The sequence below is a fragment of the Haloferula helveola genome, assembly GCF_037076345.1.
In the GTDB taxonomy this organism is placed as follows: domain Bacteria; phylum Verrucomicrobiota; class Verrucomicrobiia; order Verrucomicrobiales; family Akkermansiaceae; genus Haloferula; species Haloferula helveola.
Genome location: NZ_AP024702.1, coordinates 4,368,230 through 4,382,048, shown reverse-complemented (window position 1 = coordinate 4,382,048; position 13,819 = coordinate 4,368,230). Strand labels below are relative to the sequence as shown.

Annotated in this window: 10 protein-coding genes and 1 pseudogene; 6 read left to right on the top strand and 5 right to left on the bottom strand. The window is 62.8% G+C overall.

Annotated features, from left to right (window positions below):
* Positions 1 to 106 precede the first annotated feature (106 nt).
* The 5 genes and pseudogenes from HAHE_RS16460 to HAHE_RS16440 form a co-directional block, all read left to right on the top strand.
* Positions 107 to 772: pseudogene (locus HAHE_RS16460) on the top strand (ABC transporter ATP-binding protein); the annotation flags it as partial.
* A gap of 124 nt (positions 773 to 896) precedes the next feature.
* On the top strand, positions 897 to 1,631 hold the full coding sequence (locus HAHE_RS16455; protein WP_338685944.1) for an ABC transporter permease: 735 nt from the start codon (positions 897 to 899) through the stop codon (positions 1,629 to 1,631).
* A 33-nt stretch (positions 1,632 to 1,664) separates the two neighbouring features.
* A complete protein-coding gene (locus HAHE_RS16450) occupies positions 1,665 to 3,683 on the top strand; it encodes a Gldg family protein (RefSeq protein WP_338685942.1) in 2,019 nt (672 codons plus the stop codon).
* A gap of 24 nt (positions 3,684 to 3,707) precedes the next feature.
* Complete coding sequence (locus HAHE_RS16445) at positions 3,708 to 5,117, top strand: DUF4340 domain-containing protein (RefSeq protein ID WP_338685940.1); 1,410 nt, start codon at positions 3,708 to 3,710, stop codon at positions 5,115 to 5,117.
* A 235-nt stretch (positions 5,118 to 5,352) separates the two neighbouring features.
* The gene (locus HAHE_RS16440; protein WP_338685938.1) at positions 5,353 to 6,903 is read left to right on the top strand and encodes an NAD(P)/FAD-dependent oxidoreductase; all 1,551 of its coding nucleotides are present in this window, start codon (positions 5,353 to 5,355) and stop codon (positions 6,901 to 6,903) included.
* Between the two features lie 193 nt (positions 6,904 to 7,096).
* On the opposite strand, the gene HAHE_RS16435 is transcribed toward HAHE_RS16440, so the two are convergent.
* The 5 genes from HAHE_RS16435 to HAHE_RS16415 all read right to left on the bottom strand — a co-directional run bounded on the left by HAHE_RS16435 (position 7,097) and on the right by HAHE_RS16415 (position 12,804).
* Complete coding sequence (locus HAHE_RS16435) at positions 7,097 to 7,567, bottom strand: SixA phosphatase family protein (RefSeq protein WP_338685937.1); 471 nt, start codon at positions 7,565 to 7,567, stop codon at positions 7,097 to 7,099.
* Between the two features lie 4 nt (positions 7,568 to 7,571).
* On the bottom strand, positions 7,572 to 8,318 hold the full coding sequence (gene fabG, locus HAHE_RS16430; RefSeq protein WP_338685935.1) for a 3-oxoacyl-[acyl-carrier-protein] reductase: 747 nt from the start codon (positions 8,316 to 8,318) through the stop codon (positions 7,572 to 7,574).
* Between the two features lie 112 nt (positions 8,319 to 8,430).
* A complete protein-coding gene (locus HAHE_RS16425) occupies positions 8,431 to 10,605 on the bottom strand; it encodes a sulfatase-like hydrolase/transferase (protein ID WP_338685934.1) in 2,175 nt (724 codons plus the stop codon).
* Positions 10,606 to 10,723: 118 nt separating this feature from the next.
* The gene (locus tag HAHE_RS16420; RefSeq protein ID WP_338685932.1) at positions 10,724 to 12,262 is read right to left on the bottom strand and encodes a LamG domain-containing protein; all 1,539 of its coding nucleotides are present in this window, start codon (positions 12,260 to 12,262) and stop codon (positions 10,724 to 10,726) included.
* The gene (locus HAHE_RS16415) at positions 12,259 to 12,804 is read right to left on the bottom strand and encodes a sigma-70 family RNA polymerase sigma factor (RefSeq protein ID WP_338685930.1); all 546 of its coding nucleotides are present in this window, start codon (positions 12,802 to 12,804) and stop codon (positions 12,259 to 12,261) included. The genes HAHE_RS16420 and HAHE_RS16415 overlap by 4 nt, the downstream gene beginning before the upstream one ends.
* A 139-nt stretch (positions 12,805 to 12,943) precedes the next feature.
* On the opposite strand from HAHE_RS16415, the gene HAHE_RS16410 reads away from it, so the two are divergent.
* Entirely contained in the window at positions 12,944 to 13,777 is an 834-nt protein-coding gene (locus tag HAHE_RS16410) for a hypothetical protein (protein WP_338685928.1), read from the top strand.
* Positions 13,778 to 13,819 lie beyond the last annotated feature (42 nt).

Sequence of the window (13,819 nt, the reverse complement as noted above, 5' to 3'; positions counted from 1 at the left end):
TCGATTTTCGCTTGAAAAATCACCCTCCAGCTTTTTTCAAACAGCGCCGTTAGGCCGCGTCGCTTGGCCGATGTCGGTCAAGACACCGTCCATACCCAGTTTCACCATGATCGAAGTCGAGAACCTCACCAAACGCTTCGGATCCAAGACCGCCGTCGACCACCTCAGCTTCTCCGTGAAGAAGGGCGAAGTCCTCGGGTTCCTCGGACCGAACGGAGCCGGCAAGTCCACCACCATGCGCATGGTCACCGGGTTCCTCCCGCCGACCAGCGGCAGCATCAAGATCTGCGGCATTTCCGTGATCCAGAAACCCACGGAGGCCAAGAAGCGCATCGGCTATCTCCCGGAGTCCGCACCGCTCTACAACGACATGACCGTCACCGGATTCCTCAATTTCGGTGCCGAAATCCGCGGCCTTTCCGGCGCCGCCAAACGCGAGGCCGTCGAGAAGGCCATCGAAACCTGCTTCCTCCAGGGCGTCGCCCGCCAGTCGATCGATACCCTGTCGAAGGGCTACCGCCACCGCACCTGCCTCGCCCAGTCGCTGCTCCACGATCCCGAGGTGCTGATCCTCGACGAGCCGACCGACGGCCTCGACCCGAACCAAAAGCACGAGGTCCGGCAGCTCATCCGTCGGCTAGGCGAGAACAAGGCGATCCTCTTTTCGACTCACATCCTTGAGGAGGTCGAGGCCGCCTGCACCCGCGCGGTGATCGTCGACCGCGGCAAGATCGTCGTCGATGGCACGCCGCAGGAACTGATCGAGAAATCCGGCACGGGCTCGCTGACCGACCTGTTCCGCGAGGTTACCACCCGCGACACCGAACCGGCACCCGAGGAAGAGGAAGCCGCCTGACGGCCACCCCCGATCTCCCATCCACGATTTTCCGACACCCATGAAAGACGTCTGGACCATCTACAAACGCGAGCTCTCGAGCTACTTCGGGCAGCCGATCGCCTACGCCATCATCGTCATCTTCCTGCTGCTCTCGATGGTGTTCACCTTCACCCTCGGGAACTTCATCGAAGCGGGCGACGCGTCCCTCACCTACTCCTTCTTCCTTTACCTGCCCTTCGTCCTGATGGTGCTGGTGCCCGCGGTCGGCATGCGGTTGTGGTCGGAGGAACTCCGCAGCGGCACGGTCGAGCTTCTCGGCACCTACCCGATCTCGATGTGGGCCGTGATTCTCGGCAAGTTCAAGGCGGCCGCAACCGTCTGGCTGCTGGCCATCGCACTGACCTTCCCGATCTGGCTGACCGTCAACTGGCTTGGAAGCCCCGACAACCTCGCGATCTTCTCGGGCTACATCGGCGCCTTCCTGCTGGCCTGCACCTTCCTCGCGATCACCCTGCTGGTCTCGGCCTTCACCCGCGACCAGGTCGTCTGCCTGATCGTCTCGTCGGCAATCTGCATCGGGCTGGTGTTCGCCACCTTCGACCCCTTCGTCCGCCAGTATTCGAAGACCTTCCCCGCTGAGGTGAAAGACGCGATCACCGCCCTCGGCGTGTGGGAGCACTTCCTCTCGCTGGCCCGCGGCGCGTTCCGCCTGCAGGACTTCATCTGGTTCTTCTCGATCATCGTGGCGTCGCTTCTCGGCACCAGCGCCATCCTCTCCGCCAAGCGCTCCTAACCCTTTTCAACACCCATTCCCAACCCTGATCTCATGAGCAAGGAAGGAAGCAAACTCCACCCGGCCGGCCGCGCGATCCTCGCGATCATCGCCCTGGTCGTCATCGTCATCTCGGGCAACATGCTCGTCGCGTCGCTCGGCATCGGCCACAAGACACTCGACCTCACCGAGGACCGGATCCACACGCTGTCCGACGGCACCAAGAACATCCTCGAGGAGCTCGCGGCACCGGTCGAGATCCGCTACTACGCATCCCGTGGCTCGCGCTACATGTCGGAGGAGGTCAAGCTCCAGATGCAGCGTCTCGACGACCTGCTGGCGGAATACGAGAACCTCTCCGGCGACAAGCTCCGGATCGAGGACCTCAACCCCGAACCCGACACCGACGCCGAGGACTCGGCGAACCTCGACGGGCTAACCGGCGCGTCCTTCGACGGCGAGAACCTCTATTTCGGGCTGGCGGTGTCGTGCCTCGACCGCATCGTGACCATCCCGCTTCTCAGCCCCCAGACCGGCCGCCTGGCGATGGACGAGACCATGCTCGAGTACGAGATCTCCCGCGCCATCGCGGAGGTCAGCGCCACCCGCAAGCCGGTCATCGGCCTAATGTCGGCCCTTGATCTGGCCGGCGGCCCTGCCGGCATGCCGGGCCAGCGCCCGCCCCAGCCATGGGTCATCTACAACCAGCTCCAGCAAGCCTACGAGGTCGATGACCTGACCATGACTCCGGGCGAGATCGATCCGGACAAGTACAAGCTCGTCCTCCTCATCCACCCGGCCGAGATCACCCCGGAGGCCGAATTCGCGATCGACCAGTATCTGCTCAAGGGCGGCACGGTGGTCGCCTGCGTCGATCCGTTCTCCGTCGCCGCGCAGATGACCGGCGGCGGCAACCCGATGATGGGCATGCCCGGAGCGCCGACGTCCTCGAGCCTCCCCACCCTGATGAAGGCGTGGGGCGTCGAGATGGCGACCAACCAGGTCGTCGGCGACGGCCGCTACCAGACGGTGATGAACGGCAACCGCCCGGGACTCGCCGTGCTGACCGTCCCGCAGGAAGGAATGCCTCAAGAGGACAGCATCATCACCAAGGATCTCACCAGCGTGACGCTCTTCCTTCCCGGAGGCATGACCAAGACCGGCGGCGCGGGCATTTCGATCGACACCTTGGTCAAGGCATCGCCGGAAGCCGGACTCGTGGACAACATGCCGGCTTCGCGACTCGACCCGTCGCTGGTCACCACCTTCCGGCCGGACGGCAAGACCTACGACCTCGTCCTTCACCTCCACGGTTCGTTCAAGACCGCATTCCCGGATGGTGATCCCGCCGCGAAGACGGAAGAAGCCGCCGGTGAGGCCGAAGAAGAGCAGGACGGCGATGCCGCCCCGGCTGAAGCCGCCGACACCACCCCGGCTACGGAAGCAACCGACGGGGATGCGAACGAAGAGGAGGCCGCTCCCGAGGAGCCGAAGGCAACCTCACTGACCAAGGCCGAGAAGAATGGCAACGTCTTCCTCATTTCGGACGTCGACGCCTTCTACGACAACTTCGCCTACCAGGTGCAGCGGCTCGGCAACATCCAGCTTGCCCAGCCGATCAACGGCAACTCGTCGCTGCTCTTCAACGTGATCGACCAGGCCGCCTCGTCGACCCACCTCATCGGATCGCGCAGCCGCGCGGCCACCAGCCGGCCGTTCACCGTGTTCCGGGAAATGGAAGCCGACGCCAACCAGAAGGTCGGAGCCAAGATCCAGGAATTCCAGGACGAGGCGAACGAGGCCCAGCAACGCCTCAACGAACTGCAGTCCCAGAAGACCCGCGGCACCGAGCTCTACCTGACTCCGGAACAGGAGCAGGAGATCAAGAAGCTGCGGTCGCAGGAGGTCGATGCCCGCAAACAGATCCGGGAGCTCGAAAAGGGCCTCCGTCGCGAAAAGGACGCCATTGCCGCCCGGATCATCACCTACAACATCGCCGGCGTCCCGCTGGTCATCATCCTCGTCGGCCTCGGGCTCTTCGCCACCCGCCGTGCCCGCACCCGCGCCCGCTAAAACCAAGATCCCACCTTCAAGACCATGAACCAACGTCAAGTCATTGTCCTTTGGATCATCGCCCTCGTGCTCGTCGGCTCGCTGGTCGCCGTGAACTCGACCAAGAGCGACGGCTACCAGAGCGCCACCGAACGCAGCCGCGGTGAAACGCTGCTCGCCGACTTCGAACCCTCGGAAGTCGCGTCGATCGTGATCAAGCAGGGAGACGAAACCGTGAGCCTGTCCAAGAAAGACGGTCAGTGGACGGTCGCCGAGCGTGACAACTACCCCGCGAACGCCAGCTCGATCAACGAACTGCTCCGCACCATCGACGAAGTCGAAGTGACGCAGGGCATCGAGGCCGATCCCGAGTTCGCCCCGCGCTTCGGCATGGACCCGAGCGCCGAGGACGATGCCGAGAAGGGCGTCGACCTCGTGATGGGCAACGACGCCGGCACCGAGCTCGCCCAGTTGACCTTCGGCAAGAACCTCGAGAGCGCGTCCGATCCGATGAGCCCGTTCGGCGGCGGCGGATCGACCGGCCGCTTCGTCCGCAACCACTCCGACCCGTCGGGCATCTATGTCACCAGCGAGCTCTTCCCGAACCTCAGCGCGGATCCTTCGGCGTGGCTCGATGAGGATTTCCTCAAGGTCGAGAAGATCCAGACGATCGCAGTCAGCCAGCCGGGCAAGGTCGACGAAGTCGCATGGAAGATCACCCGCGACGACGAGGAAGGCGACTTCTTGCTCGAGGGCAAGAAGGACAACGAGCAGCTCGACACCACCGCGCTCAATCCGCTCAAGAACCTCTTCTCCTATGCCCGCTTCGAGGACGTCGTTCCCGCCGCCGAGGTTGAAGCGGCATGGGACAAGGAACAGCGCCGTCAGGCGGTGATCGAGACCTTCGAAGGATTCACCTACAACGTCACCTTCGGACCCGAGAAGAGCGAGACCACCGAAGGTGAGGACGCGCAGCCCCAGACGTCCTACCTGATGCGAGTCACCGTAACGGCCAAGATTCCGGAGCAACGGAAGGCCGAGGAAGGCGAGTCCGAGGAGGACGCCAAGAAGAAGAAGGAGGCGTTCGACACGCGGAAGAAGACTCTCGAAGAGAAACTCGAAACCGCCAAGCAGCTCGAAGGCCGCACCTATCGCGTGACCAAGTTCACCGTGGACGCGCTCGCCAAGGACCGGGTCGGACTGATCAAGTCCGCACCCCCCGCAACCACCGGCGCACCCGGAGCAACCACTCCTCCGATGGGACTCGGCCCGATCGCCCCGGGAGCTCCCGGCCCCGGAACCGCCACACCGCCGCGGCGTCCGGCGCGGGCGGTCACCCCGCCGATCGCCATTCCTCCCCGCCCGACCGAGGAGGAACCCGACAAGCCGGAAGCTCCGGAGCAGCCTGCTCCTCCGGAAACGTCCGACACTCCGGAAGCGCCCGAAGGCGAATGATTCCAAAGGCCCGCCGCATCGGCGGGCCTTTTCTTTGGGCCGCAGGCGGACCCTGGCCTCGACTGACCGGCGAGAATCTTCAGATCTGCGGGCCGTTTCTCTGGGCCGCAGGCGGACCGCGCGGCTCCGACCGCGCACCTTGGGTTTCGGGATACCCTGACCATCACCCCTTGCGCCTTCCGGGAAGCCCACTAGAATGCGGGCAGCAATGGTTTCGCAGGCAGAACCTACCCCCATGTCGGAGTCCTACGACGTCGTGATCCTCGGCGGCGCGTTCTCCGGCAGCTCGCTCGGGCTCCTCCTCAAACGGGCCCGCCCCGAAACCCGCATCCTCATCATCGAGAAGTCGACCAAGTTCGACCGCAAGGTCGGCGAGTCGACCTCCGAGGTCGCCGGCTGCTTCCTGACCCGCGTGCTCGGCCTGTCGAACTACCTCGCCCGCGAGCATTTCCAGAAACACGGCCTGCGGATGTGGTTCAGCACGCCGGACAATGACTGTCCGAACTGCTGCTCGGAGATCGGCCCGTTTTCCCAAGCCCGCTTCCCAACCTACCAGCTCGACCGGGAAAAGCTCGACCAGCACCTGCTCGATCTCGCCGCAAAGGAAGGCTGCGACGTCGTCCGGCCCGCGAGCGTCAAGGACATGAGCCTCGAAGGAGCCGGCAAAAGCACCGTTACCTACAAGGCCGATGGCGAAACCCGCACCGTCCGCGCCGGATGGGTCGCCGACTGCTCCGGCAAGGCCGCGCTGGTCGCCCGCCACCGCGGCACGCTCGAGACCCTCGACGAGCACCCTGTCCACTCGATGTGGGTGCGCTTCCGCAACGTCCGCTGCCTCGACTCCCACGAAGCCCGCATGCTTGCCCCGGCTCTCAAGGAAGGCCCGTGGGTCGCCCGCGCCAGCGCCACCAACCACCTCATGGGCCACGGCTGGTGGTCATGGATCATCCCGCTCTCGAACGGCGACTTCTCCGCCGGCGTCACGTGGGACGAACGGCTTTTCACCCCCCCTTCCGACGGCCCGGTCGGACAGCGGGTTCTCGAACACCTGAAGAGCCACCCGATCGGCAAGCTGATGTTCGAAAACGCAGAACCGGTCGAGAACGATGCCCGCATTTACAAGCACCTTCCCTACTTCTCATCGGAAGTGTGCGGCGACGGCTGGATCGCGATGGGCGACGCCGCCGGATTCATGGACCCGCTGTATTCCCAAGGCCTGGATTACTGCGCCCACAGTACTTACACGTCGCACAAGATCATCCTTGAGAGCTTGGAAGGCGAGTGCGTGAAGGAGCATCTTGCCCATCACAACGTCGAGTTCGGCGACTCCTACCACCGCTGGTTCAAGGCGCTCTATCTGAACAAGTACCAGTATCTCGGCGACATCGACCTGATGTATGCCGCCTTCCTCCTCGATATCGCGACCTACTTCGTCGGCCCCGTCCAGCTCGTCTACAACTGGACGGACAAGGAGTTCTCCAAGATGCCCTACAATGGGCCGGTAGGCGCCAATTTCGGCCGCTTCATGGCCTTCTACAACCGCCGGCTCGAAAGGATCGCCCGCAAGCGCCTCCAGAACGGCACCTACGGCAAGAACAACCTGAAGAAACGCCGCTACGTGAAGATCCCGTTCGAAGGCAGCCCGAAGGCCCTCGGCCACGTGATGCGCGGCATTCGCGCATGGCTCAAGCTGGAGATCCAGACGGCCTTCACCCGCCCGGTCGACGCCCTGCCGCGCAAGGAGAAGATGCCCGCTCCGATGCCCAAGGAGCAACCCGCCGCCTGACCCTCACAGCTCGCCATCGGGGTTTGTAGTTCCCCGTTTACGGGGTCGAACCGGTCGGATGCAGAGCCCGAAGATCAAACCCCCACAGCCCGCCACTGGGGTTTGTAGTTCCCCGTTTACGGGGTCCCACCGGTCCGGAAGCCGCCTGAAGGCGGAACTACGAACCCCTGATTCGGGCTCACCGGTGATCCGGTCACCGCATCAGCTTCGGCGGCACAAGGAAGAGCAGTCGCGCATGCCAAGCCGGAGGATGAACTTCCATTGCCACCAGCGCCCCCTTCTTCACCTCGACGCCGCTTCCCGAAACTCCGAGCAACCACTCGACACAGCTGGAAAAGTCCGGTTCGTGACCGACCAGCATCACCCGCTCGAAGTCGATGAACGCCGCCAGCTCCTTGATCGCTGTCTCCGGGTCCATCCCACAATCGATCCATGGCTGAATCACCGGACCCGGCATCTCGGCCGCTTCACAAAAGTGCTCCGCCGTCTGCTTCGCCCGAAGCCTCGGGCTGGTCAGGACCACATCCGGCCGACGGTCGAGCTTCAACAGCAGCGCGCCCGCCTGACGGGACTGTTTGATTCCCTTCTCCACAAGCGCGCGATCACCATCGCCGCCGGGATGGAAATCCTCGGCCTTGCCGTGGCGGAGAAGGATCAGCTCCATCGCGTCACATCGTCATGCCGCCATCGACCGCGACCACCTGCCCGGTGATGTAGCGACCCGACGGACCGGCGAGGAAAAGCGTCACGGCTGCGATGTCGTCCACCGTCCCGAACTCACCCAGCGGAATCTTGCCCAGCACGTCCTCGCGCACCTTCTCGGGCAACACGTCGGTCATGTCGGTGGTGATGAAACCCGGAGCCACCGCGTTGCAGGTGACCTTCTTGCCGGCAAGCTCACGGGCCACCGACTTGGTGAAGCCGATCAGGCCGGCCTTGCTCGCGGCATAGTTCGCCTGGCCGGCATTTCCGATGAGTCCGATCACCGATGCGATGTTCACGATCCGCGGGTCCTCGGCCTTCATCATCGGGCGCATGAAGGCCTTCACGGTGTTGAAGGCACCCTTCAGGTTGGTATCAAGGACCGCCATCCAATCCTCTTCCTTCATCCGCATGAGAAGTCCGTCGCGGGTCACGCCGGCATTGTTGACCAGGATGTTCACGCCGCCGAAGTCCTCGACGATCCGCTTACCCAGCTCCTGCACCGCCTCGTGGTCGGCCACGTCCACCGCGTAGGCCTTTGCCGCTTCCGGGAACTGCTCGTTGATCTCCTCCGCGGTCTTGCCGCAGCTCGACTCGCTGCGGCTCACAACAGCCACCTTGGCGCCACGCTCCGCGAATGCCTTGGCGATCGCGCCGCCGATTCCGCGACCGCCACCGGTCACGACCGCTACCTTGCCTTCGAAACTCTGCATCGCCGCGAGGCTGCGACGCGCCGCCCGCGATGCCAAATCCAAAGTGTGACGCCCCGGTGCCCTTCGGGGCACCGATGAGGCGGTCACCAAACGTCAGACAGCCTTCCGAAACTTACTCTCCGAGCAGCTCCTTCAGCTTCGGCTCCATCGCCTCGGCCCAGATGCGGTAGCCCGGTCCCTTCGGATGGAGGAAGTCGGGCATGACCTCCTTCGTCAGGACGCCCTCTTCGGTCAGGAACTTGTCGGAAATGTCGAGCCAGTGGACCTGCTTGCCGTCCGCCAGCTCCTTGATCCGCGAGTTCACGCCGTCGTTGATCTTCCGCAGCTTCCCATCCGGCTTCTCGTCGCGGGGGAAAACCGCCAGCAACAGGACCTTCGCGTCGGGATCCCGGTCGCGCAGCATCTCGACGATCAGTTCGACACCAGCCGCGGTCTTGTCCGGGTCGTCCTGGCGGTGACCGGTGTTGTTGGTGCCGATCATCAGCACGTAGACCTTCGGGTCGACCTTGTCGATCTCACCCGCCAGCAGACGCCACATCACGTGTTCGGTGCGGTCGCCGGAGAAGCCGAGGTTGAGCGCCTTCCGGTCGCCATAAAATTCCTCCCAGACCTCCTTGCCGGCACCTTCCCAGCCTTGCGTGATCGAGTCACCGACGAAGACGAGGTCGTAGTCGCCTTTGCGAGACTCCTTCATCTTCGCCTGATGGCGATCCTTCCACCACTTCTCGCCAAACCGGTTGCCCGGAAGGGTCGCGTCGCTCGCCTGATACTGATCACGAAGCTTGTCGTAGAGCAGCTTCATCTCGGAAAGCACGGCCGCGTATTCCGGGTCGTCGTGGAACGACTTCATCTCCTTCGGATCCTTCTCGAGATCGAAGAGGTTCCACGAATCCGTGGCCGGGAAATGCATCAGCTTGTAGCGACCGTTCCGCACACCGTCGTGCGCCGCAACCGCATGGGTGCGCTCGCCGCTGTAAAAGTAGTAGATCCCCTCGCGCCAATCTTCAGGCGTCTCGCCCGAAGCCTTCAGGATCGGAAGCATGCTCCTGCCCTGAACCGTTTCGGGGATCTCCGCGCCACCGATCTCGAGGAAGGTCGGCGCGTAGTCGATGTTCTGGATCAGCGCGTCGCTCTTCGAGCCCGGCTTGATGACGCCCGGCCAGCGGATGAGGAAGGGCATCTCGAGACTTTCCTCGAACATCCAGCGCTTGTCGTACCAGCCGTGCTCGCCGAGGTAGAATCCCTGGTCCGACGAATAGATCACGATCGTATTCTTCGACAGGCCGGTCTTGTCGAGGTGGTCGAGCAGGCGCCCGACATTCTCGTCCACCGCACGGATGCAGCGCAGGTAGTCCTTGATGTAGCGCTGATACTTCCAGCGGGTGATGTCCTTGCCCTTGAGCTTGCCCGACTTCAGGTCGGCGAGCATTTGCTGGTTCTTCGGCTCGTAGGCGGCGTCCCACTTCGCCTTCTGCTCGTCGTTCATCCGGAAATACTCGCCGTTCTTCATCTGGCTGGTGAAGTGATCGGGAAACTGGTTCTCGCCTTTCAGCTTCATGTCGTGCCCCCACGAGAAATCCTTCTCGATGCTCATCGCCTGCTTCTTGAGCGACTCGTCGCGGTTGGCGTAGTCGTCGAAGAGCGTGTCCGGCTCCGGCATTTCCATGTCGTCAAACAGCGTCAGGTGCCGGGGCGCCGGGGCCCAGTTGCGGTGTGGGGCCTTGTGCTGGCACATCAGGACGAACGGCTTGTCCTTCGCGCGATCCTCATCGAGCCACTTGATCGCACGGTCGGTGATGATGTCGGTGCAGTAGCCGGAGTACTTCGTCTTGCCTGCGGCCGTGTAGAAGTCCGGATTGTAGTAGCTCCCCTGCCCCGGGAGGATCTCCCAGTAGTCGAAGCCTTGCGGATCCGAAACGAGGTGCCACTTGCCGACCATCGCCGTCTGGTAGCCGACCTTCTGCAAGAGCTTCGGGAAGGTCGTCTGGTTGCCGTCGAACTTCGAGTTGTTGTTGTCGAGGTAGCCGTTGATGTGGCTGTGCTTGCCGGTGAGGATGGCGGCGCGCGACGGCCCGCAGATCGAGTTGCAGCAGAACGACCGGGTGAAGATCGCGCCCTCGTCGGCGATCCGGTCCAGATTCGGGGTCGGCGCCGCCTCTTTCAGGGGTCCGCCGTAGGCCGAGATCGCATTCTGCGCGTGGTCGTCGGAGAAAATAAAGACGATGTTCGGTCGCTCGGCGGCGAAAACGGCCGGCACGAACAGGCTCAGGAGCAGGGTTTTTCGCATGATGCGGCTAGATACGCCCGGAGCCGGTCGGTTTTACAAGACAATCCCTGGTTCAGGGGCTGCGTCAACCGACATGATCGAAATCAAAGAGATGCGTTCGAATGAGTGCGGGACGGGCTCACCACCCACTTCTCATCACCTCACGAATCCCTTCTGGGGCAAGAGCGGCCGAAAAGATGTAGAGTTCATCGATGTCCCCTCTGAGTGTCCCACGGTGGGGGTCATCCACATCGAAGAAGCGACCGATGCTGAGCCACGAGTCCTCGTCCGTACCGAGAACCGTATCGGGATCGCCAGCTCGAGTACCGCTCGCGGTTTCCACAACGCCGTCCACATAAAGGGTGACTCCCATGCCGTTGTCCGGATCGGTGGAGCCCCCGAGAACCACTGCCACATGATGCCACTCGCCGTCCCGTAGATCCGTCTCACCCACCACGTTGCCGCCGGCAGAGTTGAAGCGAAGGGCACCCAGATTGCCGGACTGGGGAAAGAAGTTCCAGTTCACCACGAACTTCCCACCCGAGTCGTGCGTGTCGCCCCAGAGCACGATACCTTGGAACTGATTGGCCTTCGCATCCGTCGGCAAACGGAGCCAGAAGGCGACGGTTCGCGGGCTCCGCCCGCCGATTCCCGGCCAATTCGTCTGCACGAATTCGCCGTTCCCGGAAAGCTGGAGAGCCCGACCAAACCTGCCATCCGTCAGCCCGCTTTCTCCGCCGTTGGGCAAGAAATGCACCAGACGGGCTGAAACATCCGCAAGATCCTCGAAATTCCCGGTCACCGGTACTTCCGTGCCGTCGATTGAGTCGAACGGAAAATGGATGTACGGGATGCTCTCCGCCAATTCACTCATGAACTCGTCGGGTCGAAGGGCCGTCTTCTCGAGGGTGCCTGTGGGACCGGCGACGAAGGCCTGGGGTTTCGCAATGACGGATTCTTCCCGCTTGCCCACTTTCGAACGGACCTCAATCGAACCCTTGAGAAGATGCACTTCGTCTGACTTGCCGGCTCGGGAAATCACGCCGAATTCGGTACCCAGGTCCTTGATCCGGAGCTGGGGGGATTCGACCTGAAATCCGATGGCCTCCTTTGGAACCCGGTAGTGGATGACTCCGAGGTTCTGAAGGATCTTGTTGTCCGCCAGCACGGTGAGGTCGGCCGGTGCCTTGGCGCGTGCCGTCACCCCACTCGGCATCGTGAACTCCACGGAACCCTGCCGGAGCTCGAGCCGCGATCCCACGGCCAGCACCGAGGCAGCCTTCGGCTCCTCCCCATCGCGGTGGGCGACGCTCCAAATGGATCCTTCGCTGGCGCGAAAGGTCACGGTGGGCTGCCGGGCGGGCGCCAGAAACAGAGCGAGGATGACCCCCATCAACGCGAGGACGGCCGCTGCCCCTATGGCCGAATACTTCATCGCCCGACTCCGCTGGCGGGCGAGAACCTTATCCACCGCGATCACCCCCTCCCACGAACCTGCCGTGAGGGGCGGCGCGGACAGGCGCAGATCGAGAATATTGTGAAGCTCGATGTGCTCGATCAATACCGCCCGAGCATCCGCGTTCGAGCTGAGGTAATTCTCCAAATCAACAAACTCTTCGAGAGAGAGTTCGCCATCGAGCAACCGCCAGAGATAGTCTTGAAACTGGTCTCCGTTCATCCGGCACCTCCTTCATGGCCCAGCCGCCCCCGGACGCATTCCCGGAGAACACCCCGAATGCGGCTGAGGGTGACGCGGAGGGACTCCCGGGTTCGCCCGGTCTCTTCCGCGATCTCTCCCATCTGGTTTCCGTTGCGATGGTACCGGGCCTCCAGCAGCCGTCGATGCGGGGCGGAGAGCGAGCTCAGACAGTAGTCCAGAGCCTGCCGTTTCTCCTCAATATCCGAGGGCATTCGATCGGCCATCTCGGTTGCCAGATCCTCGGAGAGCTCGTCATTGAAAACCAGCAGACCCCGGAGCCTCGACTCCTTCCGTAGATGCTCAAGCACCTTGTAACGTGCCACCGTGCAGGCCCATGCCCCGAAATTGGACCCTCGCCGGAAAGCCTTCTGCTTTTCCCACAGCACGATGTTCACCTCCTGGAGGATGTCGCGCACATCGGGGCTGCCCGGAATCTGGGTGATGATGTACGCGCGGATCACCTCCTGATGATTGATCAACAGGCTGTTGAATTCGAGAGCGGTGGCGGACCTGCGTCCCATCTGCTGAGGATGACCCGGCCAACGGGATCGTTAACAGACCAATCCTGGCGAGGTGCTTCCGGGTAATCCGAGAAATCTCGTTAACGCCCCGCGATCGCGAGCATCCCTAGGTAAAGACTGGTATCCGATCGACCCATCCATGAAAACCGCTCTCTCTCCCGCACTCATCACCGCTGGACTCGTCCTCGCGGCCGTCCATCCCGCTTCCGCCGTCACGACCCTGCTCGATGATACATTCGGCAATGGCAACCTCGCCACCAACCCCGATACGGGCGGCGGCTTTGCTGCGCTGGGAAACGGGATCGCCAATCCGGGCTCGGTCACCGAAAGCGGTTCTCTGGCCCAGATTACCGAGGGTGATGGCAGCAACACGTTCGGCATGATCAGCAGCAACACCTTCGACCTTTCCAATCCAAGTCTGACCTACACGACCACGTGGGAGATCGACAGCGTGAACTTTGGAACAGCCGGCAGCATTGAGAGGATGTTCTTCACCTTGCAGACCAACAACGACTTCCTTTTTGCCGGAGGCGCCGAGGAAAGCAGGCTCTTGCTCGTTCTCGACGCGCAGAATGACAATGCCCTTCTCCGGTATCAGAACCGCTCATCGGGCGCGAATGCCAATTTCGATGCGGCAACATTCAGTCTCGGCAGCGACTTCACGGGCGATGCCGACGGATTCACGGCCACCATGACCTTGGATGCCACCGGCTTCACATTCACGACGATCGGGCTCGATGCCGCCAACCAGGTGAGCATCTTCGACACATGGGCGAATATCGGCACTGATTTCTCCACAGTTCTCGGCACCGATGGCGACATGCACGTCGCGACTTATGTCCAGGACACGGGCACCACCGGCAGCACCCTCGGCATCGACCGCATCACGCTGACTTCGGTTCCCGAGCCAAACGCCGCTCTCCTTGGTGCAATCGGCGCCCTGATGCTACTGCGCCGCCGGCGGTCTGACTGAAGATCTGAGACTACGGGATACACACTTCCCAGCAAAACAAAG

Excerpts from the sequence above, each read along its gene's own strand:
- HAHE_RS16440 (WP_338685938.1), top strand. The coding sequence starts at position 5,353 with ATGTCGGAGTCCTACGACGTCGTGATCCTCGGCGGCGCGTTCTCCGGC.
- fabG (WP_338685935.1), bottom strand. The coding sequence starts at position 8,318 with ATGCAGAGTTTCGAAGGCAAGGTAGCGGTCGTGACCGGTGGCGGTCGC.
- HAHE_RS16425 (WP_338685934.1), bottom strand. The coding sequence starts at position 10,605 with ATGCGAAAAACCCTGCTCCTGAGCCTGTTCGTGCCGGCCGTTTTCGCC.
- HAHE_RS16415 (WP_338685930.1), bottom strand. The coding sequence starts at position 12,804 with ATGGGACGCAGGTCCGCCACCGCTCTCGAATTCAACAGCCTGTTGATC.
- HAHE_RS16445 (WP_338685940.1), top strand. The coding sequence starts at position 3,708 with ATGAACCAACGTCAAGTCATTGTCCTTTGGATCATCGCCCTCGTGCTC.
- HAHE_RS16410 (WP_338685928.1), top strand. The coding sequence starts at position 12,944 with ATGAAAACCGCTCTCTCTCCCGCACTCATCACCGCTGGACTCGTCCTC.
- HAHE_RS16420 (WP_338685932.1), bottom strand. The coding sequence starts at position 12,262 with ATGAACGGAGACCAGTTTCAAGACTATCTCTGGCGGTTGCTCGATGGC.
- HAHE_RS16450 (WP_338685942.1), top strand. The coding sequence starts at position 1,665 with ATGAGCAAGGAAGGAAGCAAACTCCACCCGGCCGGCCGCGCGATCCTC.
- HAHE_RS16455 (WP_338685944.1), top strand. The coding sequence starts at position 897 with ATGAAAGACGTCTGGACCATCTACAAACGCGAGCTCTCGAGCTACTTC.
- HAHE_RS16435 (WP_338685937.1), bottom strand. The coding sequence starts at position 7,567 with ATGGAGCTGATCCTTCTCCGCCACGGCAAGGCCGAGGATTTCCATCCC.